The following is a 22,651-nucleotide window of genomic DNA, read 5'->3' as shown; positions in this document are numbered from 1 at the left end:
CGATGCTGGACGAGTCGTCCACTTCGGACATAGAGCCCGTCCGTCCGCCGTCAACGACCCGCCGCAGGTGCAGCGCGCCATGATTTTCAAGTCTTCGATTTTCATTTTTCTGCGATACGTCAACCACTGACGGGGATGAGGCGCTTGGGGAGCTGCGCGAGGAAGCAGCTGTCGAGGGTTCGCTCGATGAGCGTGAGAAACCGAAGGCTTCGACCGTTGCCTTGATAGGTGGGATTCGGTCCGCGTTGGTCGCTCAGTGCGACGGAGATACGTGCGCGGAACTGGCGGCGACATACAAGAAACTCCGCGCCCTCCGCCGCCCTCCCAATGTGGCTGAACCGACTTGATCGGTTTATGAGATGAGTTCTACAGCCCTGAGCACGATGTGTATCAGCTCCGATACCCCACTTTGTAGGATCAGTTTGGCGCCGTGCCGATCGCCGCGGCAGGCCGTGGAAGGATGCGCGCGCGGCACTCAACGGGATCCTCTTCTGTTACCCTCTCGCGCATCCGGCCTTGTTCAGGTCATGGGAAGATCTTCGAAGCCGACCGACGACCCGCCCGAACTGGTCGCCGAGATCCTTGACCTCCGCCCATAGGTCACGCGCCTCGCAGGCGATAGTCAGGCGTACACACGGGACCCCGTAGACGACAGGGGGCAGCGCGTGTTCGTGAACGCGCTGCGCAACCTCGGGAGGTACACGCCGCATCCAGACGGCGCCAAGCCGTGGCTCACTGTCATCACACGCAACGTCGTCCGCGAAGCGCACCGCGCCACGCGGCGCTACGAAGCGGTGTTCGAGCCGGACGAAGGCCACGCCGAGACGGCGGTGGCCCCGGGGCCTTCACCGGAACGCACGGCGGAGTTGCGAGAGGCCATCGAGCTGGTGACGGAAGTCTTGCAAAACATGCCGCGCTCGCAAATCGCGGTGCTCTACCTCGTATGCGTCGAGGAGCGGTCCCACGAGGAGGCCGGGGCGGTGCTCGGCATCTCGGAGGACGCCGCGAAGATGGCGCTGTCCCGCGCGCGGAAGTATCTGCGCTTGCGGCTGGGCAACGACCCCTTCGTCATCGTCCCGCCCGTGCCGCTCCCGGCGCTCGAACGCCGGGCGCTCCTCCAAAGGCCGTTCGATTACGTATATCCATTCGGGCACGCGTGGGCCGCGCTCATGGCCGTGGTGTTCGACTCGTTCATGTCGCGCGAACCGGCGCCCACGCCGGCCGAGCTGCACGCCGTGGCCATAGGCCCGGCGCGCGTTATCGCTGCATCGGCCGCGGATATCGTTCGCGCCGCGCCCCGAACTCGTCGCCTGGGGACAGCGTCCCGGCCGCTCACGTCGAGCCTCCGCTGCCGCACGTCACGCCAGCACCACACAGCCGCCATGTGCAGCCGACGGCGCCGCGAGGATCCACCGCGACGAACCCCGATCCCTTCGTCCTCCCCCGTAGAAAGGGCTTGGATCTCCGCCCGCGGTCGTGAGGTTCGTCCCGTACACCCCTCTCGCCTTCCACCGGCCGCCGCTGTATCGTGCGCCGCATGCGATCCCTAGGTGTCGCGCTCGTCGTCCTTCTCGGCCTCACGACTCCCGCGCTCGCCGACGAACCTCGCGAGGCATCACCCGTCCCGCCGGATGCGCTTGACGACGCGGCGAAGAAGGCGCGCTTCACCTCGTACGTAATCGACGGCGATCGTGCGCGCGCCGCGGGACGAGCGACGGCCGCCGCGAGGGCGTACGCCGCCGCGCTCGACGTGCGCCACGATCCGCTGATCGCCGGCCGCCTCGGCGTCATCCTCGTGCAGCTCGGGAGGCCCGTGGATGCCGCGGATCTGCTGCTCGACGCGATCCAACGTGCGACGAACGCGACGCCAGAGGAACGTCAGGGCTTCCTGAAGGCGTACGACGCGGCCCGCGCGGAGATGACCTGGGTCGACGTCACGATCTCGCACGCGGGAACCAAGCTCACGCTCGACGGGGAACCGAGGAACCGCGACGGGTTCTCGGCCTTGTCCATGTTCGTGGCGCCCGGCGAGCACGAGCTGCGGGCGCGTCTCGATGGTTACGAGGACGCGGTGGAGACGTTCACGGCGCGGAAGGGGCAGGAGATGCGCGTCACGTTGACGCTCCGCGCGTTGCCGGAACCGCTCCCCCCTCCGTTGAAGCTGCGGCGTGAGAGCCCGCGGAGGCCCGACTTGTCGTCGCTCGACGAGCCGCCGGAGGATGAGCCGCCGCCGCGGGAGCCGATCGTCGGGGGCGTCATGGGCGAGCAGAAAAAGGCAGGCTTGCGCGGCTCTGTGAGCGGCGGGCCGATCGTCGTGTTCGGTGTCGCGTCGTGGATGCCTGCGGTGGGCGCGATGCTCGGCGGCAGTTTGCGGTTGAACGACTCCGTGTCGATCGGGCTCGAAGGCCGCGCTGCATGGCTCACGTCGGGCATCGAGGGCGGCCACATCAACGCGATGACGGCGGGCGGGATCGCAAGCGTGTGCGCCCACTACAAGTGGTTATTCGGCTGTGCGCTCGGGCATCTCGGGGTGATCAACGTCGAGTTCACATCGCAGGGCTACAAGCCCGCAAGTTATACGTTTGTCAAGCCCGGCTTCGGTGGACGGGCCGGTGTGAAGGTTCGAGTTACGGAGTCCTTCGCGCTCCAGGCCGCGGCCGATGTCCTCGGCCTGTCGAGCGGCGTGAAGGTAGCTGTCGGTCCAAGGGTTCTCTCCGACCAACCGCCAGTGATGCTCGGCGTGCAGGTTGGCGGAGGATGGGAGTTTTGAATATGCGCGCGGCTCTTGTTTTTTCGCTCGTTTTCAGCTTCGGGTTCGCTGTTGCCTCATGCACGGCGGCCCCGTCTTTTGCGCCGGGTGAATGCGATCCCGACTCGTACTTCCCCGATCCATGGTGCGTTGACGCCGGCACGGACGCGGGAGACGCCGGGACGGATGCAGAGGCGGGACCCGACGACGCGGGGCCATCTGCATGCACGGGGCGTTGCGTTCCCGTGCCGAGCGGCAACGCGGGCTACTGGACGGAGATGGCGATCTCGTTGTTCGTCGCGGCGCCCGGCGCGCTTCCGGCCGAGTGCCCCGCGGGCACTTCGAGCGAGAAGTTCCGCCTCTTCGCCGACCTCGACGCACCAGCCGCGGCGTGCGATCCGTGCGAATGCGGGGCGTCGGGCGCGTGTACCGGGTTGCCCGAGAAGATGGAGATCCGCGCCGGGGCGTGCGGAGAAAGCGGAGTCGTCTCCCTCCCTTTTGATGAACCGGCCGGTTGGGATGGCTCGTGTACGAGCAACAACGCCCTTCCGGCCGGTGCGCAGTGCGGGGGCGAGCTGTGCGCCCAATCCGTGTGGGTGTCCCCGCTCCCGGGGCCGACAAGCGAGTCATGCACCCCCAAGAGCGAGACGCCCGCGTTCACGAAGAAAACGGAGTGGAAGCTCGCCGGCCTCGCATGCATGTCCAACACGAATGACGATGCGTGCGATTCGGACGGGGGGACGGAGTATTGTGTGAGCGATCCCGGACCAGGGGCGCTCCAGTGCGTCGTTCGTGAAGGCGTGGATATTCCCTGTCCAGACAATTACAATTACGCGCGTTACGAGATGTTTCCCGAGGACGGGGTCATCGATGATCGTGGCTGCGCGAAGTGCGAATGCGGCGAGCCCTCGGGAGGCGGATGCACGGCCTCCCTGCGTCTCTACGACGGGCCGGCATGCTCCTCGCAATCCGAGCAGGTCGGCCTCCAGTCTCCCCACGACCAGTGCGTGACCATCTTCCCCATAGGCCACGCCCTCGCCGGCAAGGCGATCACGGACCTCGCCTACATGCCCGGGAGCTGCGCGGCGACTGGCGGGACGCCTACGGGCAGCGCCGTGCGTGACGTGACGAGGGCGGTCACGTTCTGTTGCCTGCATCCCTTCTACGAGATCAAGTAGAGGACGAACCGGGCTCGACCCCTCCGCCGGAAAATCGACACCGCGCGCGTTACCCCGCTTCGAGCGCCAGCCTTGTTTGTGTCCGAGGGGCGAACCGTTCGTCCTTCCCGTGGGTGGTTGTTCGCCGCTCGGGGACACGTTCGTGGATCCGCCCTCTGCGTGGCGCCGCGCTTACGTCGCAGGCTCGTGCGTCGCGCGCGCTTCGAGTTCCTTCCGAAGCTTCCGGCGCTCGCCCTTCGGCACCTTGCGAGCGAGATCCGCGATACGATTCACCTCGTCGTCCGCCGGGAAGGTCATGATGCAAAAGGGGGGGACGTCGAGCGCGCGTGCCATGCGCTCGACCGTCTCGATGGTGATCGCCGCGAGGCCCTGCTCGATGCTCGACAGGTGGCCTTTGGATGTCGCGGAAGCGACGGCGAGGTCCTGCAAGGACATGCCGCGCTCTTTTCGTAGCTCGTGGATACGAGCGCCAACCTTCCGGCAGAATGGCTTCGCTTCGGTTCGTCGGGGCACAGCTTCCTCCCTTACTCGCGCATGAGGGATGTTCCAACGTCCCTACCACAGGCCCAGTGTCAAGACAAACCCCCGGACAAACGTTCCCGCGAGCCCCCTCGGATGCGAGGGGGCCCCCAAGGGCGGCCACGCGGTCTGAAGTGGCACCAACCCGCGCCAACGGCGCCGCGCCGTCGCCAGCCGGACGCGGATCCAGCGGGTTGCGCCGGGTCAGGTGTGCCAGAACCGTTCTCGGGGGGTGAATCGGCGGTGTCGTGCCACACTCGAACGCCACGAGGACCGGATGGAACCAGCGAAGCGCACCCCGATGAACCTGCTCGTGGTGGAGGACGACGCACCCCTCGCCGAGCTCTTCGTCGGCATCGCCGAGAAACGCGGCCTGCGCGCGTCGCGGGCGGCCACGATCGCCGAGGGCCGCGCGCGGATCGAGGCGGGCGACGTGGAAATCCTCCTGACGGACATGCGCCTGCCGGACGGCAGCGGCATCGACCTCATCGAGTGGACCCGCAAGGCCGATCCGCGCATCGTGATCCTCGCGATCACGGCCTTCGGGAGCATCGAGATCGCGGTCCGCGCGGTGCGCCAAGGGGCTTACGATTTCCTCACGAAGCCCGTCGAGCCGGCGGTCCTCGCCGTCGCGCTCGATCGGGCCATGGAGGCCCGGCGGCTCCGGGGCGAGGTCGAGGCGCTGCGCGGGGCGCTCGCGACCGAGAGCGCGCTGCGCGGCATCATCGGCAAGAGCCGCGCGCTCGCAGACATCACGAGCGTCGTGCGGCGCGTCGCCGACGCCCCTGCGACGGTGCTCGTGACGGGGCCGAGCGGCAGCGGCAAGGAGCTCGTCGCGCGCGCGCTCCACGAGGCGAGCCGGCGCAAGGAGGCCCCCTTCATCGCGGTGAACGCGGCGGCGATCCCCGAGACGCTGCTGGAGAGCGAGCTCTTCGGGTACAAGAAGGGCGCCTTCACGGACGCGCGGCAGGACAAGAAGGGCATCTTCGTCGAGGCGGACGGGGGCACGCTCTTCCTCGACGAGATCGGGGATCTTCCGCTCGTGCTCCAGGCGAAGATCCTGCGGGTGCTCGAGGAGCGCGAGGTGCGGCCGCTCGGCGCGACGCGCAGCGTGCCCGTCGACGCGCGCGTGGTGGCCGCGACGAACCACGACCTGCGCAAGGCCGTGAAGGAGGGCCGGTTCCGCGAGGACCTCTTCTATCGCCTCGCCGTCATCGAGATCGCGATCCCGCCCTTGCGCGACCGGCCCGAGGACATCCTGCCGCTCGCCGAGCACTTCCTCGGGCGCGCGAAGGCGCGCGCGGGGCGCTCGCTCCAGGGTTTTTCGGGCGCGGCGGCGCGCGTGCTCATGGCCTACGACTGGCCGGGCAACGTGCGCGAGCTGGAGAACGCGGTCGAGCGCGCGGTCGCCCTCGCCCAGGACGAGTGGATCAGCCCCGACGATCTGCCGCCCACGGTCCAGAAGCCGAGCACGCCCGACCTCTTCGCGAGCGCCGCCGAACGCATGATGACCCTCGAAGAGGTGGACCGCGCCTATGTGAAGCACGTGCTCGAGCGCTTCGGCGGCAACAAGGTCCGCGCCGCGGCCGCGCTCGGGATCAACCGCCGCACGATCCAGCGTTGGCTCGGCGAGGAGGAGTGACCTTCCCCGTGCGACACAAGGTCGCACCTGGGATCGGGCGTCGCACGGTGTTTGGGGCGAAGCGCCGCAGAACGGCCGGCGGGAGGCTCGTCCGCGGCTGGCACGGGAGGTGAAAAGGGCGGGGCACCCGTGACCTACCCGGACATCGTCCCGCCCCCTCCCCGTCCCTCGCAGCCCCCGCCGTCGGAGACACTGGAAGCGACCCCGCCTCTGTCCTCGGACGAGCGCTCGGCCGCGGTGAAGGCCGCCTGCGACGCCGACCTCACGGAGCCCCTGCTCCAAGCGCTCGAGTTCCTGGGCACGAACACCAGCGTCGAGGTCGACCGCTCCACGGCGCGCCGAGCGCTCGACGAGGCCCGGCAGGAGAAGGCGTTCGTGGGACCGGACGCCTGGTTCGACGAGCTCGCGCGCGCGGGCGTCATGGTCGGCCTGCGCATCCGCACCCTCCGCCGATCGAGCGTGGACGCCGTGGCCGGCGCGCGCGCGCTCGTGCCGGCGGTGTCGCTGGCGGCCGGCGCGAACGGACCCGTGTACGCCGTGGGCATCGTCGCGCAGCGCCCCGGCGCGGTGTTCGTGGTGCCCGCGGGCGGCGCGGACAAGCCCACGTGGGCCGGGCCCGAGAGGCTCGCGGCGATCGTGGGCGCGGCGAGCCAGGCCGAGGCCGTGACGTGGGCCATCGCCGATCCCCTCGAACCCTTGAGGACGCTCGGCGGCGGCGGGGGTCACGGCCCCGGCGCGCCCTCGCCATGGAAAAGGCTCGTCTCCTTGCTGCGCCTCGAGCGCGACGACATCGGCGTCGCCCTCGTCTACGCGATCGGCGTGGGCATCGTGTCGCTCGCCGCGCCCATTGGCGTGCAGGCGCTGGTAAACACGGTCGCGTTCGGCGGGATGCTCCAACCCCTCGTCGTCCTGACCTTGCTGGTCTTCGTCGCGCTCGCGTTTGCCGGCATTCTGCGCGCGCTCTGGGCGTGGGTCGTCGAGCGTATCCAGCAGCGCATCTTCGTGCGTGTCGCGGTGGACCTCGCCCACCGGCTGCCGCGCGTCCGATCGGACGCGCTCGGGGGGACGTACGGGCCGGAGCTCGTGAATCGCTTCTTCGACGTGCTCACGGTGCAGAAGGGCGCCGCGACGCTCCTCGTCGACGGCGTCTCCATCGTCTTGCAGACGGCCGTGGGCATGCTCGTGCTCGCGTTTTACCACCCGCTCCTGCTCGCGTTCGACGTCGCGCTCGTGCTCGCCGTGTCGTTCGTCGTGTTCGGGCTCGGGCGCGGCGCGGTGCACACCGCCGTGAAGGAGTCGAAGGCGAAGTACGCGGTCGCGGCGTGGCTGGAGGAGATGGCACGCCACCCGGCCGCGTTCCGCTCAGGGGGCGCCGCGGGCTTCGCGCGCGCCCGCGCCGAGGACCTGCTCCACACGTGGCTCGGCGCGCGCCAGAAGCACTGGAAGGTGCTGTTTCGGCAGATCGCGGGATCCCTCGTGGTGCAGGCGACCGCCAGCGCTGCGCTGCTCGGGGTCGGCGGCTGGCTCGTCATGGGTGGCAAACTGACGCTCGGCCAGCTCGTCGCGGCGGAGCTGATCGTGACCACGGTCGTGGCCGGCATCGCGAAGTTCGGCAAAACGCTGGAGAGTTTTTACGACCTGCTCGCAGGCGTGGACAAACTCGGTCAGCTCGTCGATTTGCCCCTGGAGGTGCCCGGCGGCGCGCAGGTCCCGCCGAGCGAGAAGGGCGCGCGCGTGCAGCTCGTCGACGTCGGGTTCGCGTACCCTGGCAAGGAGCCGCTCCTCGAGAACGTCTCGCTCAGCCTGGAGCCCGGCGCGCGGGTGGCCGTCGTGGGCCCGAGCGGCGCCGGGAAAAGCACGCTCGTCCAGATTTTGTACGGGCTGCGCGCGCCCACGCGCGGGCGCATCGACGTCGACGGCATGGATATGCGCGACATCGATCTCGGTTTGCTGCGGGAGTTCATCGCGCCCATCCGCGACGTCGAGATTTTCGACGGCACGATCGCGGAGAACGTGCGCGTGGGCCGGCCCGGGGTGCAGACACGGGACGTACGCGCGGCGCTCGAAGCGGTGGGGCTCTGGGCGTACGTCGCGGCGCTGCCCGAGGGGCTGGAGACGCACCTGCCGACGGGCGGGCCCCTCCTCTCGCGCGGGCAGGCCATGCGCCTCTGCGTGGCCCGCGTCATCGCCGGCCGGCCCCGCTTCGTCGTGCTCGACACGGCGCTCGCGGAGCTCGATCCCGCGTCGCGCAAGGTGATCCAGGCCGCGCTGCTCGACCGCAAGGCGCCCTGGACAGCGCTCGTCGTCACGCACGACCGCGACGTCCTCCGGAGCTGCGACGAGATCTTCATGCTCGACGCGGGCAGGGTGCGCCCCCTGCGCGCGGGAGACCTCCCTTGAACGGGCGCATGCAAGAGAACGAGATCCCCATGCCCGAACGCTCGAAGCCCTACCCGACGATGGCCCTCGAAGGCGAGAGCGACGTGCTGCGCCTCGTCCGGGCGCCGCGGCTGACGCGCACGATCGCGCGGATGCTGATCGCGCTCCTCGCGCTCGTCGCCGTCGCCCTCGTGGGGGTGCCCTGGCAGCAGAACTCGCCCGCGCACGGGCGGGTGATCGCCTTCGCCCCGCTCGACCGCCAGCAGACGATCGAGGCGCCCGTCGAGGGCCGCGTCGTCCGCTGGTACGTGAACGAAGGCGACCACGTCGAGGAGGGCGCGCCGATCGCCGACATCTCCGACAACGATCCCGAGATCGTCCCGCGCCTCGAACGCGAGAAGGCCGCGGTCGACGCGCGCATCGAGGCGGCCCGCGCGCGCACCGGCGCCGTCGAGAGCCGCATCGAGTCGCTCGCGTCCTCCCGCGACAGCGCGCTCGCCGCGGCCTCGTCCCGCGTGAAGATGGCCAAGGACCGCACGCGCGCCGCCGAGCAGGCGATCGTCGCGGCGAAGGCCACGCACAAGACGGCCGAGCTCAACTTGAACCGGCAGCGCTCGCTCTTCGAGGAGGGGCTCTCGTCGAAGCGGCAGGTCGAGCTCGCCGAGCTCGAGGAGGCGCGCGCGCGCACCGACAAGGATCGCGCCGACGCCGCGCTCTCGGCGGCCCGCGCGGAGGAGGCTGCGCTCGCCGCGGACCTCTCCAAGATCAAGAACGACGCGAGCGCGTCCATCAACGACGCCGCGGCGTCGCGCGCCACCGCCGAGGCCGAGATCGCGGTGGCGACCGCGGAGCTCGCGCGCATGGAGGTGCGGCTCGCCCGGCAGCTCACCCAGAGCGTGAAGGCGCCGCGCGCGGGCACGGTCCTGCGGGTCGTCGCCAAACAAGGCGGGGAGATGATCAAGTCGGGCGAGGTCCTGGCGGTGCTCGTCCCCGACACCGACGACGCGGCCGTCGAGCTCTGGGTCGACGGCAACGACGTCAACCTCGTCACGCCGGGGCGCAAGGTGCGCCTGCAGTTCGAGGGGTGGCCCGCGATTCAGTTCTCCGGCTGGCCCTCGGCCGCCGTCGGGACCTACGGCGGCGAGGTCGCGTTCGTCGACGCCACGGACGACGGCGCCGGCAAGTTCCGCGTGGTCGTCGTGTCCAGCGGCGACGAGCCCTGGCCCGGCAAGCAATACCTGCGGCAGGGCACGCGCGCGAACGGCTGGATCCTGCTCGACCGCGTCTCGCTCGGCTACGAGCTCTGGCGCCAGTTCAACGGGTTCCCCCCCCAGTGGCCCGCGCCGCCCGCGGACGGGTCCAAGGACGACACGAAGAAGGGAGGCGGCAAGTGACGAACCCCGTACGAACCCTCGCCCACGGCCTCGCGCTCGCGCTCGCGCTCACGTGGCCGGGCGTCGCGAGGGGGCAGACGCCCTCGGCGGCCACGGACGCGACCACGTCCGCGCGGGCGCCCGAGGGCCCCGCGACGACGGCCTCGACGAGCGCCGGAGAGCTCCGCCTGGAGGAGCTCATCCGTTCGGTCGAGCAGCGCTTCCCGCTCATCCTGGCGGCAGCGCAGGAGCGCGCCGCGGCCGAGGCCGAGCGGATGGCGGCATCGGGCGGGTTTGATCCTTCCTGGCGAACGACCGCGGCCGTGATCCCGATCGGGGGGTATCCCTCCCAGCGGCTCGACACGTTCGTCGAGCAGCCGCTCCCGTGGTGGGGGTCCAGCGTCTTCGCCGGCTACCGCATCGGCCGCGGCGACTACCCGGTCTACGACGGCAAGCTCGCGACGAACGAGTACGGCGAGGTGCGCGCCGGGGCGCGCGTCAACATCTGGCGCGACGGCCCGATCGATCGGCGCCGCGCGAACATCCAGCGCGCCGAGCTCGGCGTCGACGCGGCGACCCAGGGCGCCGATCAGCAGCGCATCGAGGCCACGCGTGTCGCCTCGTTCCGTTACTGGGACTGGGTCGCCGCGGGCCAGCGGCTCGCCGTCGCGCGCACGTGGCTCGACCTCGCGCTCGTCCGCGACGAGGCGCTCGCGCGCCGCGTGGAGGCGGGCGACGTCCCCGCGTTCGAGCGGCAGGAAAACCAGCGCGTGATCCTCCAGCGCAGGGCGCAGATCGTCTCCACGCAGCGCGCGCTCGAACAGGCGGCCATCGAGCTCTCGCTCTTTTTGCGTGCCCAGGATGGTTCGGCCCTCCTGCCCGAGCCCTCGCGGCTCCCGAGGAGCCTGCCCGAGCCCACGCCGCTCGACCTCGCGCGCGTCCGCGCGGACGAGCGGGAGGCGATCGAGCGCAGGCCGGAGCTCAAGCGCCTCGACGCGCAGAAAGAGCAAGCCGAGGTCGAGCGTCGCTGGGCCGAGAACCAGAAGCGCCCCGCGATCGACCTCGTGATCGTGGGCTCGCAGGACCTCGGCCCGGGGGATCCCAAGCAAGCGAAGCCCGTGCTCGAAGCCGCCGTCGTGGTCGACATCCCGCTGCTCAACCGCGTCGCCAGCGGACGCGAGCAAGCGGCGGCGGCGCAGGTCTCGCGTATCGAGGCCCAGGCGCGGCTGCAGCGGGATCGCATCGTGGCCGACGTGCGCGACGCCGCCTCGGCGCTCGCAGCGGCCGAGCAGCGCGCGACGGTGGCGCGCACCGAGCTCGACGTCGCGCGCAAGCTCGCCGAGCAGGAGCTCCGGCGCTTCGAGCTCGGCGAAGGCACGCTCCTGCTCGTGAACCTGCGCGAGCAAGCCGCGCTCGAAGCCGCGCTCCGGCAGGTGGACGCCGTCGCCGACTGGCAGAAGGGCGTCGCGGCCTACCGCGCCGCGACGGCGGGCACGGCGAGTGCTGTGCGGTGACGAGACGTCATCTCGTGAACCGTCCAGGAGCCTCCTGAGGAACAGGACGAAGTCCCCCCTATTTTTTCGCTCGGGGGTGAGACCGTACACTGCCCAACATGGGCTTGGTAGCAACGAGGCTTACGGCGTCCTTGGGGCTCACGCTCGGGTTGGGCTTTGTCTTCCTGCCGCTCGGCTGCGGCAGCGGCCCCCTGGGGAACCCGCGGCCCCGCGCGCATGGTTCGGGCGACGGCCCGTCGGTCCCTGCGGCGACGGTCGCTGCGCTCAGCGCGTGCGCGGAACATGGCGCGGCTCGGCTGACGGACACGCACTACGCCATCATGTTCGACGTCGACGTGAGGGCGGATGGTCGGGTCGACAAGGCCAAGGTCCGGGAGTCGATGATCGACGATCGGGAGATCGTGTCGTGCATGGAGGATGCGCTCCGTGGCATGTCGTTGCCTGGGGTCGTCACGCCGCTGCGGGCCGCGGGGCCGGTCTACGGCGGCAGCGTCTCTCCGGAGGGACGGACTCCCCTGGGGCACCCCGCGGCCGCGGTGGCTGGTGCCGCCGTGAACCTGATCCCGATCGTGCTCGTCGCAGCAGGGGTAACGATCGTCGTGGCTGTCACGGCGCATGTGGTGGAGGAGGCGGTCGAAGCGATCGAAAAGTGGCCGAAGGAGGTGGAAGATAAGTGTTATCCGCGGTTGTACGAATGTCTCAACAATACATCGCAACCGTGGTGGAACAGGCGGAGGTTCGGCGACCGCAAGGAATGTAATGCATGTTTTCGCGAGTGTCTAAAGGATAGCGGGGAGTGGCCCATGTATAAGTGTCCACCGCCTGGCTATTTCCCGAACTGATCCCTATCCAGGAGTAAATGCTCATGCAGCCGCCCTCCGAGATCACTCCACTGTGCACGCTCTGCCACAAACATCGGGCCATTCAGAGATACACGCGTGGCGGCTTCGACGAGATGCTCTGTGCCAGCTGCCTCGACCGCATGGCCGTGCAAGACGCGAGCGAGGATCAACTCCTGCACAGGCTCGATTTGGCGAGACGTGGACAGTATGATGAGGCCTTGGCTTGTCTGGATGCTATATGGGAAGCAAATCGCCATCGCGATCACACGGGATGGCTGGCTCGAAGCGTCGCCTCGGAGCGCGCCCACATCCTTTATGAAGCCGGCAGGTACGAGGAAGCACTGCAAGCCTGCGAAGCGTGGGCCCTGCTTGGCTTCGAGAACGTCACGGATCGATGGTTCGTCGGCAGCACGAAAGCGAGCATCTTGCAAGCGATCGGGAGGCATCGGGAAGCCCTGGAGGCTTTCGAAGAGGCGTTCAGCCATCAGGATTCGAGATACGCATCCGGCATTCCCTATTACTTGCCTCGGCTGGTCGAGCTTTCGGAGAAGGTGGGACAGCCGGTCGACGAGAAGTGGCGGCGCGTCGCGGAGGCGGGGGCGGAGGACTTTGCCGTCGAGCTGCCCGTCCGGGACTCGCTGGGAGAGAGCATGCGCGCGCTCGCGGCGATGACCCAAGGGATGCCGTCGAAGAGGGAGAGGGAGTGGAAAGCAAGACAGAGCGGCGGAGACGGCGGAGACGCACCGTGAGTCGACCGCCGGGAGGCTCCCTGCTGGGAGCGGGCGTACGCGTGCTCAGGTGAGAGGCGCATGGACCCGAGCCAAGGGCGCGTGGAGGTGACCCGGGACCGCGTGTGGTGGATGCGGAACGTTGTGGGGTTCACCGCCGCCCGCGTGGACCTGACCGGGGAACGCGTGGACCTGACCGGGGAGCGCGTGGACCTGACCGGGGAGCGCGTGGACCTGGCCCGGGATCGTGCGAGGGGTGTGCACGTAGCGCCTGGACCCGAGGGGCGAGCGGTTGGGGGTCGGCGAAGCCATGCGTGGGGTTGCGCCGGGAGCGCGTGCGGCTCTCCGCCGAACGCGTGGACTTCCCAAGGCGGCCGCACGGAGCCGAGGACGGCGCGCGTGAAGTCGACGGAGCCGCGCGTGGACCCGGGACGGGGCGCGCCTGGACCTTTTGCGGAATCACCTGGACCGCTCGGCGGAGCGCCTGAGGTATCCTTCCCCCCATGAGCCGCCCCACAGACCACGCATCCCGCATGGAACGCGCCCTCCTCGCCCTCGACGGCCTCTCCACGGGGGACGCCTTTGGAGAGCGTTTTTTCGTGCACCCCGACCACGTCGAGCGCCTGAACGGCGAGCGCGCCGTTCCCGCCGCTCCGTGGGCGTACACCGACGACACCGTGATGGCCCTGGGCATCGTCGAGGTGCTCGAGCGCCACGGGACGATCGATCAAGACGTGCTGGCCCGCGTGTTCGCGCGACGGTACGGCGCCGAGCCGCATCGTGGGTACGGCGGCGCGGCCCACGAGATCCTGCGGAACATCCTCACCGAAATCCCGTGGCAGTTCACGGCGAAGGCCGTCTTCGGCGGAACGGGATCGATGGGCAATGGCGGGGCCATGCGCGTCGCGCCCCTCGGGGCGTATTTCGCCGACGATCTCGACGAGGTCGTGCGGCAGGCCAAAGCCTCGGCCGAGGTCACGCATGCGCACCCGGATGGCCAGGCCGGCGCGGTCGCGGTGGCCGTCGCGGCCGCGGTCGCGTGGCACATGGGCACGGGAAAAGAGGCCCGATCGGGCGAGGCCCTGCTGCGCGCGGCCTTCCGCCATACGCCCGACGGCGAGACGAAGGACGGTCTGGCGAATGCATTGACGATCCCGCTCGACATCAATCCCCAGGCCGCGGCGAGCGCGCTCGGATCGGGGTACCGTGTGCTCTCCTGGGACACGGTTCCGTTCGCGCTCTGGTGCGCGGCGCGGCACCTCGACAGCTACGAGGAGGCGCTCTGGACGACGGTCAGCGGCCTCGGGGATCGGGACACGACGTGCGCGATGGCGGGCGGCGTGGTGGCGCTGTCGGCCGGGCGCGCGTCGATTCCCTCCGAATGGATCGCAGCCCGCGAGCCGCTCGCGCTCGGCGAGAACGGATAGTCGTCGTCACGCAGAGAGCCCCTTCAAAGCGGATTTGAGCGCCCCCGCGAGGTTTCCCCGTTTCACCACCTCGACGCGCTCCATGCCGAGCCACGCGGCCATATGGGAAAGCTCCGCCGCCAGGACGTCGGGCGTGTCCGGGCCCGCGCCGGGCTCGGTGTGGGAGGCCTGCACCCGCAGCACCTTCTCTTTGCGGTCGGCTTTCAGGTCCACCCGCGCCGTGATGGTGTCGCCTTCGAGGAAGGGCAAAACGTAATACCCGTGGGTGCGCTTCTCGGCCGGGGTATAGATCTCCAGCCGGATCTTCACCCCGAAGAGCCGCTCCGTGCGGTCGCGAAACCAGATGAGGTTGTCGAACGGCGAGAGCAATGCGCGGGCGGCGATCCGGCGCGGCGTCTGCGCCTCGGGATGCAGGTAGGCCGGCTTGGAAAAACCCTCGACCTTGACGGGCAGGAGCTCGCCGGCCTCGACGAGCTCTTGCACGCGGGTGCGAGCACCCTGCAAAGGAAGGCGAAAATAATCGCGCAGGTCGGCCTCGGTCGCGACGCCCATGGCCCGCGCCGCGATGCGGACGAGCGCACGCTGGGCGTCGGCCTCGGGCGGCGTGGGCATGCCGTGGATCTCGGCAGGCAGGACCCGCTCGGTCAGATCGTAGACCCGCTCGAAGCCACGCCGCGTGGCGGTCGTGACGTAGCCGGCCCAAAACAACCATTCGAGCGCGCGCTTGCCGTCGGACCACGACCACCAGCCCGCCGCGCCGCGCGGGCCGGTGGCGAAGTCGCCGCCCGTCACCGGACCCCGTTTCTCGATTTCGGCGAGCACGCTCTTGATGTACGCGCGCCGCTCCTTGCCGAAACGCGCGAGGTTGCCCCATTGCTCGCCCGCCTCCGCGCGTGCCATGCGCCATCGGAGCAAGGGCTGGAGCGCGAGCGGCAGGAGCGAGGCCTCGTGCCCCCAGTATTCGAAGAGCGAGCGCTTCTTCCCCCAGGCCTCCTTCTCCAGGAGCGCCTGCGGATACACGCCGAGCCGCGAGAAGGCGGGCAGGTAGTGGGTCCGAACGACGACATTGACGCTGTCGAGCTGGATCACGCCCAGCCGCTCCGCCGTCTTCGCGAAGTGACGCCGGTTCACGCTCGCCGGCCGCGCTTCGGCAAACCCTTGTGCTGCCAGAGCAATACGCCGCGCTTGGTGGGCCGAGAGATCGAAGGTCGCCTTCATGGGGGACGCGCATGGTAGCCGTGGCGCGCCCGAGGGCCAACCAGGGCGCGAGCGTCGCAGCACGCAGGCGACCGCGGCAGCGCTTGACAACACGCCCTTCCCGCCTGCAAACTCCCGCCGCCGCCATGCTCTTCTTCTTCGTGTAAGCGCGGGTCGTCCCTCCTCATCGTCGCCCCTGGTGTCTCTCGTACCCAGGGCGGACGGGGACGTTTGCGCGCTGCACGTGAGCTGCTGGCCATTCGACGCCGCGTCACGCGTGCGCGCCATGCGTCCGCCTCCGCCCCGAAGGAGGAGCGCATGGACTCCGTCTATGGCGCGTCGAACCCGTTTGCGACGGGCTCGATGGCGCGTGGGATCGTTTTTGTCCGTCGAATGGTATCCGTGTCCGCAGAGCTCCGTCGGCCCGCCGTGCGCGCCGTCGTTTTGATTCACCTCGCCGCCGCTGCGCGCGCGCTGGAGCGGCGATATCTGGGCGCCCCGACCCGCGAAGGCGAGCTCTCCGGGGGGATCCTCGCGGCGCTCCGCACGCTCCTCGGCGCGCGCGAGGGTTGTGAGGCGGGCCCGGCGGGAGCGCTGCTCGTGACGTATCTGGAGGAGCGGCTCGCCGCCGAGGAAAACCTCACGCCGCGGGGGCTCGCGCGCATCGCCGCGCGCGCGGAAGGGCTTTTTGGTAGCGTCGAAGCCGCGCGGCTCCATCGGTTCAGCGTCGAGCTTGCGAGCGGCCGGCGGCAAGAGGCGCTCGAACGCGCGAAGGCCTTGCCCGAGGGCACGGTGCGCGCGCGTGCCCTCGCGCGGATCGAGGATGGACTCGAGCATCATACGGGGCGCGAGCGCGCGTGTTCGTTCGTGGGAAACCTCGATTCGCTGGAGGAGGCGCGGCTGTATCGACCGTCGTTGCCGCTCGTGCGGGAGCTGCTCGTCATGGGCGGGGACGCGCTCCCCCTCGTCGAGGCCCTGGTCCCGCGGATCGAGGGAAGCGCAGGGCAAGAGGCGCGCGCTTTATGGGCGATGGCAAGGTATCCGGAGCGCGGGCCCGCGGGGGTCCTCGCGCTCCTGCGCGCCGTGCGCCATCGCAACGCGTGGAGCCATGGATGGCTCGGCGCGATCGGCGCGGCGCTTCATGCAAAACGCGTGGACCACGCCGAGGCGCTGCTCGTGCACGCGCCGGGGCGATACTTGCGAGGCCGCGCCGAGCTCGCGATTGCGGCCTTCCACGCCGATCAGGGCGAGCGGCTTTCGGCGCGGCGCAGGCTCCAGCGTGTGGACGATCCCGCGCTCGGGCCTGCGATCCAGCTCTTGCTCGCGCGCCTCGACCTCGATGCGGGCTTCGCGCGCCGCGCCGAAAAACGCGTCTGTGCCCTGCCGACGACGTTGCTCGTCCCGCCGCGGCGCGCGGCGGCGCACGCACCTTTCCTCGCAGGCGAGCCCGAGCCGATGGAGACCACGCTGGCCCGCGAAGCATGGCTCCTGCGGATCGCGCTCTATTGCGGGCGCACGGACGACGATCGCGACGAGCTGCTCCCGCGCGAGCTCGTGGATCGCGCCTTCGAGGATGCTTCGCTGCGGCGCGCGTTGCTTCCTACCGAACACTGGAACGACCTGCTTTTTCCCGACAAAGGAGAGCCGCACGTGGTGCGCTGGTGGAAGGAGCAAAAGATCAACGCCACGTGGATCACGGAGCAATGCCTTGCTCTCCTCCGGAACGCTCCCACGCAGAGGGACACGCTCGCCGATCTCGACGGCGACGGGCCCGTCACGCCCGAGGCGGCCTTCGCGCTCGGCGTGCTCGGCCCTGCGTCGAGCTGGGATCGTTGTCGTCGTGATCCCCGTTTCCGCGACGCCCTCGGCGCCGCGCGCGCCCATTACGACGAGGGGATCTCGCTCACGAGCAGCCGCAAACGGCGCCGCGTGGCGCTGATCGACGCGGCCCGCGCCCACCTGCGCCGCGTGCTCGACATGGATCCCGTGCGCGGCGAGGAGGCGCATGTCGCCACGATGTCGCGCATTCGGTGCCTCCAGAACCTCGGCGGAGAGCAGGCCACCACCATCCAGCACCGCGCGCTCGTGCGATCCATGGAACGTGGCGGGCATTCGCAGCTTCGAAAAGCCCTGTTCCACGCGCTCGCCGCGCTCGCTCCGCAGCGCGCGACGGAGGTCTTCGTCGAGCGGTACGAGGTCTTCGCGCGGGATCGGCAGGCGCCCTGGGCCGCGGAGCAGATCGAGGAGCAGGGCCTCTTCCCGCCCGGCACCGGGAGCGCGCACGACCGCGCCTTCACGCACCTCACCGAGCGCCTCGGCGATCAGGCTTCCGCGTGGCTCGCCGACTTCGTGCGGACGTTCACGCGCGACGTCGGCACGCCCCCCGGCCCTGAGGTGCTGGCGCTCGTGGACACGCCCGATCTGCCGGCAACCGGCGAAGCACGGGTGCGACAGATCCTCGAACATCGGGAGACGTTGCTCCGAGGGGATGTCGAGGACTTCGTGCGTGGTCTCGTCGAGGCGCCGGAGCGGATGCGGCTGCTCTCCGCTGTTTGCCCCGTATCGCCGGGACGCCACGCGGAGGTCTGGAGTCCCAGCGATTGGGCGGACCTCGTGGATCAACTCCAAAAGGACGTCGGCGTCGTCGCCGGCGGCCCGATCCTGCGCCTTCGTCGGCATTTGCCCGGCGCCGAGCACGCCGTGCAGGCGCTCGTCCAGGGCGCGCCGCCCGTGCCCGCGCTCGCGCGCCCGCTGCCCCTTGGATCGAGCGGCATCCTCACGCTGCGGTACCTGGACAAACGGCGCGATTTCCTGGCGTTCTTGCGTTTCGCCGACTGCGTGCCCTGCTGCTTCAACAGCACGAGCTGGATGTACAGGTGCGGAGACGAAAAGAGCACCAAGCACATGGTGCTCTCGCTCTGGAAGGACCCGCTCTCCTTCTGCTTTCAGCTCGTGCGCGCGCCTCACGCGGGCGTGGCCGAGGCGCAAGGGTTCGTGTTTGGGGGCTTCGGGCTCTGCGAGGATCGCCCCGCGCTGCTCTTGAACGGCCTCTATTTGCGCCGCCAGCTCCCATGGCTGCGTTTTGCAATCGTCGAGGCCATCGAGCAAGCGCTCTGCCGGCCGCTCGGCATCCGCCTCGTCGCGATCGCCGCGCGGTACGGCGGCGCGGGCCCGCTGCCGCCGGAGTACACGACGCAGCGAGGGCGCACCGTGCATCGGCTGCGGGCGCTCTGCGCGCCGAGCGGCGTCCTCGTGACGCGCGTGTACGACGACCTTTCGTCGCGGATCAATGGCGACGTCTCCTCGTCGTACGACATGTACTGGAAGGAGATTGCGTGATCTGCGGAGATCCCAATCTCTCAGGCAGGCAGCGTATACACGCCGACGTCGCCGTGCTCGGTGCCGACGACGAGCGTATTGCCGCGGAAGGCGCAGAAGGCGCGCTCGGCGTGGACGCTCCGGCGGCCGAAGATCGGGCCGGTCCACCCGACGATCGTGCCCTCGTGATCGCAGAGGACGACGCCGAGCGCGTGGCTCTTCGTCTTCGCGGTCACGGCGAGCCAGCGGCCGTCGTGGCTCACGGCCACGCTGCGCAGCGGGCCGTCGGAGAACTTCGGATCCGTCTTCGCGCCCCCGACGCCGTTTTCGAGTGCATTGAGGCGCTCGCAGTTGCCGGCCGCATCCCAGCGGAAGATGCGGCACCTCGCGAGCGCGTAGACTTCGCTCCCGTGGACGACGAGCTCCGAGGGCCACGTGTAGCCCTTGAGCTTCTTCGGGACCGTGAGCGTGCGCAGGACCGCGCCGCTGGCGTCGCGCTCGACGAGCGTGGTGTCGGTGCCGACGAAAAACCGGCCCGCGCCGTCGCTGCCGAGGCAGGCGGATCCAGGGAGATCGCCGAGGGCCGTGATAACGCCGGTCGTCACGTCGAGCACGCGCAGACCGGTGGATCCGTGGACGGCGAGCCGATCCTCGTCGATCCACGCGACGAACGCGGCGGGCTCGATCCGCCGCACCTCGCGAGCCTCGGCGAGATCGAGGATCACCACCGGGAAGCCGGCATTGCCGCAGCGCACCGCTGCATAGCGGCCGCGGGGCGAGATCCGGAGCCCATCGAGGGCGGGTTCGACGGCCGGCGTGACCGGGATGGGCGCGCCGCCGTCGACGCGGACGCCGTCTTCATGAAGCGTGACGACACGCTCGCCGGCGAGCGCGAGGCCGAGCAACGCGACCGGCCCATCGCCGATCGGCCGCCCCGTGCGCAGGTCGACGAGAAAGAGGCCAAAGCGCGACGCGATCGCCAGGTGCTCGTCGAGGAGCGCCCAGATCCCGGGGCCGATGAGGGTGTGCTGGGGCGGCACCACGGGCAGCGCTTCCGGCGTGAGGTGCTCCGCGTCGAAGATCGTGTTCTTGCCGGTAGAACGGCCGAGGATCCAGCGGCCGTCGACGCTCGCGAGCATCGGGTTCCGCGCGCGCCAGACGTCCGCGCGTCGCCAGGCCTGGAATGCCTCGGGCACCGGGAGCTCCCCGCCGTCGCGGCCGCGGCGTTGCGTGGCGTCAGGTTGCTCGACGTCCCGGCCGAGGTAGAGCGTGCCACCGCCGACGCGGAGCACATCGCCGGGGCCGTCGCCCCCACGGCTCGGGACGAAGGCGCCGCCGTCACGCGCGTACCAGCCGTCGTAGAGCAGGACATCGCCGGTCGCCGGATCGACCTGGGGCGGGAGGTTTCCGCTGTTGCCGATGCGGAGCGTGTCGACGAGGGTCTTCGTGTTCGTGTCGTGTGTCTCGATGACCTCACCACCGTCGCGGCGCACGACGAGGCGCAGCCGCTCGGGCGCGAGGGGATCAAAGAAGGGCCACGCGCCGGGCGCCTCGATCTGCGACGCGCCTCCGCCGGGGCGGACGACATGGATCCGGTCGCCCACGGCGAAGGCCACGACGCCGGCATCCGAGACCGCCGCCTTTCCGAGCCGCGCGTCGCCGAAGCGATACCCGGTGCGCGCCGGCGTGTGCACGAGGACCTCGGTGAAGCTGCGCTTATCGTGGGAGAAGACGCGGACCCGGAGCGCGTCCTTGTCGTCGCGTTCGTTCTCGTCGGCGGGAGGGAGGGCGTCGAAGACCGCGACGTACAGGCCGCGGGGCGCGACCACGAGGGTCGCGTCGACCGCCGCCGGCCTACCGGAGAGCGGCTGGGCCAGATCCGAACCACGAGACAACCGGGGCCAACGCGTCGACTTTGCCATGACTTCTCCCGTAGGGCGCGGTCTCATACAGCACCACTGTCATTTTGCCCCAGCCGCGAGCATGATTTCGACGCGCGCTCGTGGTCTCGGCCACGCATTGGAGCGAGACGGGAGAAGGCTGCTACAAAGCAGACATGAGCGCCGCCCCGCTCCACTTCCTCGTCGCCGAGCTTTGCGCGGCGAAATCGGTCGAGGAGCTCGAACGCGTGTACGACGCCATCCGGGCGCGAGGAACCGCCGCCCTTCGTACGACGGCCACCGAGTTCTCCCTCCGTGTCGCCGGGTTTCCCGTGCGCTTGCAGCGCGCGGCCGTTCGTCTCGGCGTGGAAGCGGGGGGCGAGGAGGGAAAACACCTGCTCCTCGTGATGATCGACGAGGGAAACGTCGAGGTCGAGCTGCGGAACGCTGCCGTGCGTGCGCTCGACGTCGACACGTCGAGCGGAACGTTGTCCACGCTCCTTTCGGTGCTCTCGAATGAAGGCCCGTCCGACACCGAGCTTTCGCAGGCCATCCTGGCGTATCTCGCGCGACTCCCGGGCGATTGTGATTGGCGCAGCGCCGTCCGCGCATTGCATGGCTCCTGCCTGAATCCACTCGCGGGGGTCGTGCACGGCGAGGATCGTTCGAGGTTCGCGGCGCTCTTCGAGGCCGTGGACTCCGAGCGGCGCACGCGCCGCGGTCCATCGATCGTCTACCAGCGTCATTCGGTGCACCACGTTCCGCCCGCGCCGAGCCGCGATGGAACCCTTCACAACCCCTACCTCGACGAATTCCAACGGTGGGAGGACCGCCCTGGGATCGACGACGACGACCGATTCTGGGAGCTACGGGACGAGATGTTCGACCTCAAAGCCGCGTACGCCTACGCGATCCCGACGCGGGCTGCATTAGAGCTTCTGGCCGCGCACGCGCCGATCGTCGAGATCGGCGCGGGGGCGGGCTACTGGGCTTATCTGCTGCGGCAAATGGGCGTGGACGTCGTGGCGTACGATCACGAGCCGCCCGACGGTACGTATCGAAACATGTATTTCGAGGGCGGTCGCGCGTGGACCGACGTGCTGGAAGGCGGCCCCGAGATGGTACAAAAGCACGGCGATCGTGCCTTGTTCCTCTGCTGGCCGCCCTTCGGGGATCCGATGGCCGAGGCGTGCCTCGAAGCGTTTGTCGGGGACGTCGTGGTATGGGCGGGAGAGTGGCGCCGCGCGTGTGCAACCCAGGCATTTTTTGATGCCCTGGACCAGAGCTTCGAGGAGATCGCCGCGGAGCCCCTCCCCGCGTGGCTCACCGAGGACGCCTTACGCGTGTTCCGTCGTCGGACGCGGTGACGTGAACATCCCGAGGATGCCGGCCCCGTCCCCCGACACGGTGACGCACGTGGCCTCGTCCCCGAGCAAGCCCCGCTCCCGCGCGAGCGCTTTCACGGCCCTGTCGGCATTCTGGAGCTGGAGCCCCACCGCGCCGCCGCCGATCCGCACGGGCATCCCTCGTTTCAGCTCGATCACGTACGCCCGCCGTCGCGCCCGCCGCGGGTTCGACATGTCGACGGCCAGAAAATCGCCGCAGAAGGCGCGCTGGTTCGCGCGGAAGAGCCAGAGCTCGGTGCGGCGGCAAAGGAGCTCGCAGGCGAATGCGTGTTCGTCGGCCTTGAACGCGAATGCATGAAAGACGAAGGCCGCCTCGGCCTGGGAAGGTTTGGTGATTCTCTGGACGAGCTCGCAGAAAAGGTCGCGCCGCGCGACGGCGCGGCGGGTGAGCTTGATCGTAAGCGGAAGACGGGGCGCCATGAGGTCCTCGGGGCGAAGGTCGAACGCAAGGCTCGCTCGCTCGCGCCATGGGAGCGCGGGACGAACGGCGATGGAGCGC

At 69.8% G+C, this 22,651-nt stretch carries 15 protein-coding genes and 1 pseudogene; 12 read left to right on the top strand and 4 right to left on the bottom strand.

Going from position 1 to position 22,651, the window contains the following annotated elements; all coding sequences use genetic code 11:
* Window positions 1–641 precede the first annotated feature (641 nt).
* The 3 genes and pseudogenes from POL67_RS25325 to POL67_RS25315 form a co-directional block, all read left to right on the top strand.
* Window positions 642–1,550: pseudogene (locus POL67_RS25325) on the top strand (RNA polymerase sigma factor); the annotation flags it as partial.
* Window positions 1,538–2,770, top strand: coding sequence for a PEGA domain-containing protein (locus POL67_RS25320; protein ID WP_271921472.1), 1,233 nt, complete (start codon window positions 1,538–1,540; stop codon window positions 2,768–2,770). The pseudogene POL67_RS25325 and the gene POL67_RS25320, both read left to right, overlap by 13 nt.
* Window positions 2,771–2,994: 224 nt before the next feature.
* Window positions 2,995–3,927: a hypothetical protein gene (locus POL67_RS25315; protein ID WP_271921470.1), complete on the top strand. Its 933-nt coding sequence runs from the start codon at window positions 2,995–2,997 to the stop codon at window positions 3,925–3,927.
* Window positions 3,928–4,098: 171 nt separating this feature from the next.
* On the opposite strand, the gene POL67_RS25310 is transcribed toward POL67_RS25315, so the two are convergent.
* Window positions 4,099–4,440: a helix-turn-helix domain-containing protein gene (locus POL67_RS25310; protein ID WP_271921469.1), complete on the bottom strand. Its 342-nt coding sequence runs from the start codon at window positions 4,438–4,440 to the stop codon at window positions 4,099–4,101.
* A 283-nt stretch (window positions 4,441–4,723) separates the two neighbouring features.
* Here POL67_RS25310 and POL67_RS25305 point away from each other — a divergent pair, with 283 nt between their 5' ends.
* The 7 genes from POL67_RS25305 (at window position 4,724) to POL67_RS25275 (ending at window position 14,351) form a co-directional block, all read left to right on the top strand.
* Window positions 4,724–6,088, top strand: coding sequence for a sigma-54-dependent transcriptional regulator (locus POL67_RS25305; RefSeq protein WP_271921467.1), 1,365 nt, complete (start codon window positions 4,724–4,726; stop codon window positions 6,086–6,088).
* A gap of 129 nt (window positions 6,089–6,217) precedes the next feature.
* Window positions 6,218–8,488, top strand: a complete 2,271-nt coding sequence (locus POL67_RS53705) for a peptidase domain-containing ABC transporter (protein WP_271921465.1) — start codon at window positions 6,218–6,220, stop codon at window positions 8,486–8,488.
* Window positions 8,489–8,517: 29 nt separating this feature from the next.
* Window positions 8,518–9,861, top strand: coding sequence for an HlyD family secretion protein (locus tag POL67_RS25295; protein ID WP_271921463.1), 1,344 nt, complete (start codon window positions 8,518–8,520; stop codon window positions 9,859–9,861).
* Complete coding sequence (locus tag POL67_RS25290; RefSeq protein ID WP_271921461.1) at window positions 9,858–11,354, top strand: TolC family protein; 1,497 nt, start codon at window positions 9,858–9,860, stop codon at window positions 11,352–11,354. The genes POL67_RS25295 and POL67_RS25290 overlap by 4 nt, the downstream gene beginning before the upstream one ends.
* 98 nt (window positions 11,355–11,452) lie before the next feature.
* Complete coding sequence (locus tag POL67_RS25285; protein ID WP_271921459.1) at window positions 11,453–12,196, top strand: hypothetical protein; 744 nt, start codon at window positions 11,453–11,455, stop codon at window positions 12,194–12,196.
* A gap of 23 nt (window positions 12,197–12,219) precedes the next feature.
* A complete protein-coding gene (locus tag POL67_RS25280) occupies window positions 12,220–12,945 on the top strand; it encodes a hypothetical protein (RefSeq protein WP_271921457.1) in 726 nt (241 codons plus the stop codon).
* A gap of 482 nt (window positions 12,946–13,427) precedes the next feature.
* Window positions 13,428–14,351 (top strand): ADP-ribosylglycohydrolase family protein, encoded by a 924-nt coding sequence (locus tag POL67_RS25275; protein ID WP_271921455.1) that lies wholly within the window; start codon window positions 13,428–13,430, stop codon window positions 14,349–14,351.
* 6 nt (window positions 14,352–14,357) lie between these two features.
* Here the strand turns inward: POL67_RS25275 and POL67_RS25270 are convergent, their stop codons facing one another.
* Window positions 14,358–15,569, bottom strand: coding sequence for a winged helix-turn-helix domain-containing protein (locus POL67_RS25270; protein ID WP_271921453.1), 1,212 nt, complete (start codon window positions 15,567–15,569; stop codon window positions 14,358–14,360).
* A gap of 297 nt (window positions 15,570–15,866) precedes the next feature.
* On the opposite strand from POL67_RS25270, the gene POL67_RS25265 reads away from it, so the two are divergent.
* Window positions 15,867–18,887: a hypothetical protein gene (locus POL67_RS25265; protein ID WP_271921452.1), complete on the top strand. Its 3,021-nt coding sequence runs from the start codon at window positions 15,867–15,869 to the stop codon at window positions 18,885–18,887.
* Window positions 18,888–18,907: 20 nt separating this feature from the next.
* Here POL67_RS25265 and POL67_RS25260 read toward each other — a convergent pair whose 3' ends face one another.
* Complete coding sequence (locus tag POL67_RS25260) at window positions 18,908–20,788, bottom strand: hypothetical protein (RefSeq protein ID WP_271921450.1); 1,881 nt, start codon at window positions 20,786–20,788, stop codon at window positions 18,908–18,910.
* Window positions 20,789–20,922: 134 nt separating this feature from the next.
* Between POL67_RS25260 and POL67_RS25255 the strand changes: the two genes are divergently transcribed.
* Window positions 20,923–22,113, top strand: coding sequence for a hypothetical protein (locus POL67_RS25255; protein WP_271921448.1), 1,191 nt, complete (start codon window positions 20,923–20,925; stop codon window positions 22,111–22,113).
* Here POL67_RS25255 and POL67_RS25250 read toward each other — a convergent pair.
* Window positions 22,084–22,572, bottom strand: coding sequence for a hypothetical protein (locus POL67_RS25250; RefSeq protein ID WP_271921446.1), 489 nt, complete (start codon window positions 22,570–22,572; stop codon window positions 22,084–22,086). The genes POL67_RS25255 and POL67_RS25250 overlap by 30 nt on opposite strands.
* Window positions 22,573–22,651 lie beyond the last annotated feature (79 nt).

This window comes from Polyangium mundeleinium (genome assembly GCF_028369105.1).
GTDB classification, from domain to species: domain Bacteria; phylum Myxococcota_A; class Polyangia; order Polyangiales; family Polyangiaceae; genus Polyangium; species Polyangium mundeleinium.
Note: the sequence above shows the minus strand (reverse complement) of the source record. Positions and strands in the feature narration are given on the sequence as shown.

Excerpts from the sequence above, each read along its gene's own strand:
- POL67_RS25320 (WP_271921472.1), top strand. The coding sequence starts at position 1,538 with ATGCGATCCCTAGGTGTCGCGCTCGTCGTCCTTCTCGGCCTCACGACT.
- POL67_RS25305 (WP_271921467.1), top strand. The coding sequence starts at position 4,724 with ATGGAACCAGCGAAGCGCACCCCGATGAACCTGCTCGTGGTGGAGGAC.
- POL67_RS25295 (WP_271921463.1), top strand. The coding sequence starts at position 8,518 with ATGCCCGAACGCTCGAAGCCCTACCCGACGATGGCCCTCGAAGGCGAG.
- POL67_RS25285 (WP_271921459.1), top strand. The coding sequence starts at position 11,453 with ATGGGCTTGGTAGCAACGAGGCTTACGGCGTCCTTGGGGCTCACGCTC.
- POL67_RS25280 (WP_271921457.1), top strand. The coding sequence starts at position 12,220 with ATGCAGCCGCCCTCCGAGATCACTCCACTGTGCACGCTCTGCCACAAA.
- POL67_RS25275 (WP_271921455.1), top strand. The coding sequence starts at position 13,428 with ATGAGCCGCCCCACAGACCACGCATCCCGCATGGAACGCGCCCTCCTC.
- POL67_RS25270 (WP_271921453.1), bottom strand. The coding sequence starts at position 15,569 with ATGAAGGCGACCTTCGATCTCTCGGCCCACCAAGCGCGGCGTATTGCT.
- POL67_RS25265 (WP_271921452.1), top strand. The coding sequence starts at position 15,867 with ATGGACTCCGTCTATGGCGCGTCGAACCCGTTTGCGACGGGCTCGATG.
- POL67_RS25260 (WP_271921450.1), bottom strand. The coding sequence starts at position 20,788 with ATGGCAAAGTCGACGCGTTGGCCCCGGTTGTCTCGTGGTTCGGATCTG.
- POL67_RS25255 (WP_271921448.1), top strand. The coding sequence starts at position 20,923 with ATGAGCGCCGCCCCGCTCCACTTCCTCGTCGCCGAGCTTTGCGCGGCG.
- POL67_RS25250 (WP_271921446.1), bottom strand. The coding sequence starts at position 22,572 with ATGGCGCCCCGTCTTCCGCTTACGATCAAGCTCACCCGCCGCGCCGTC.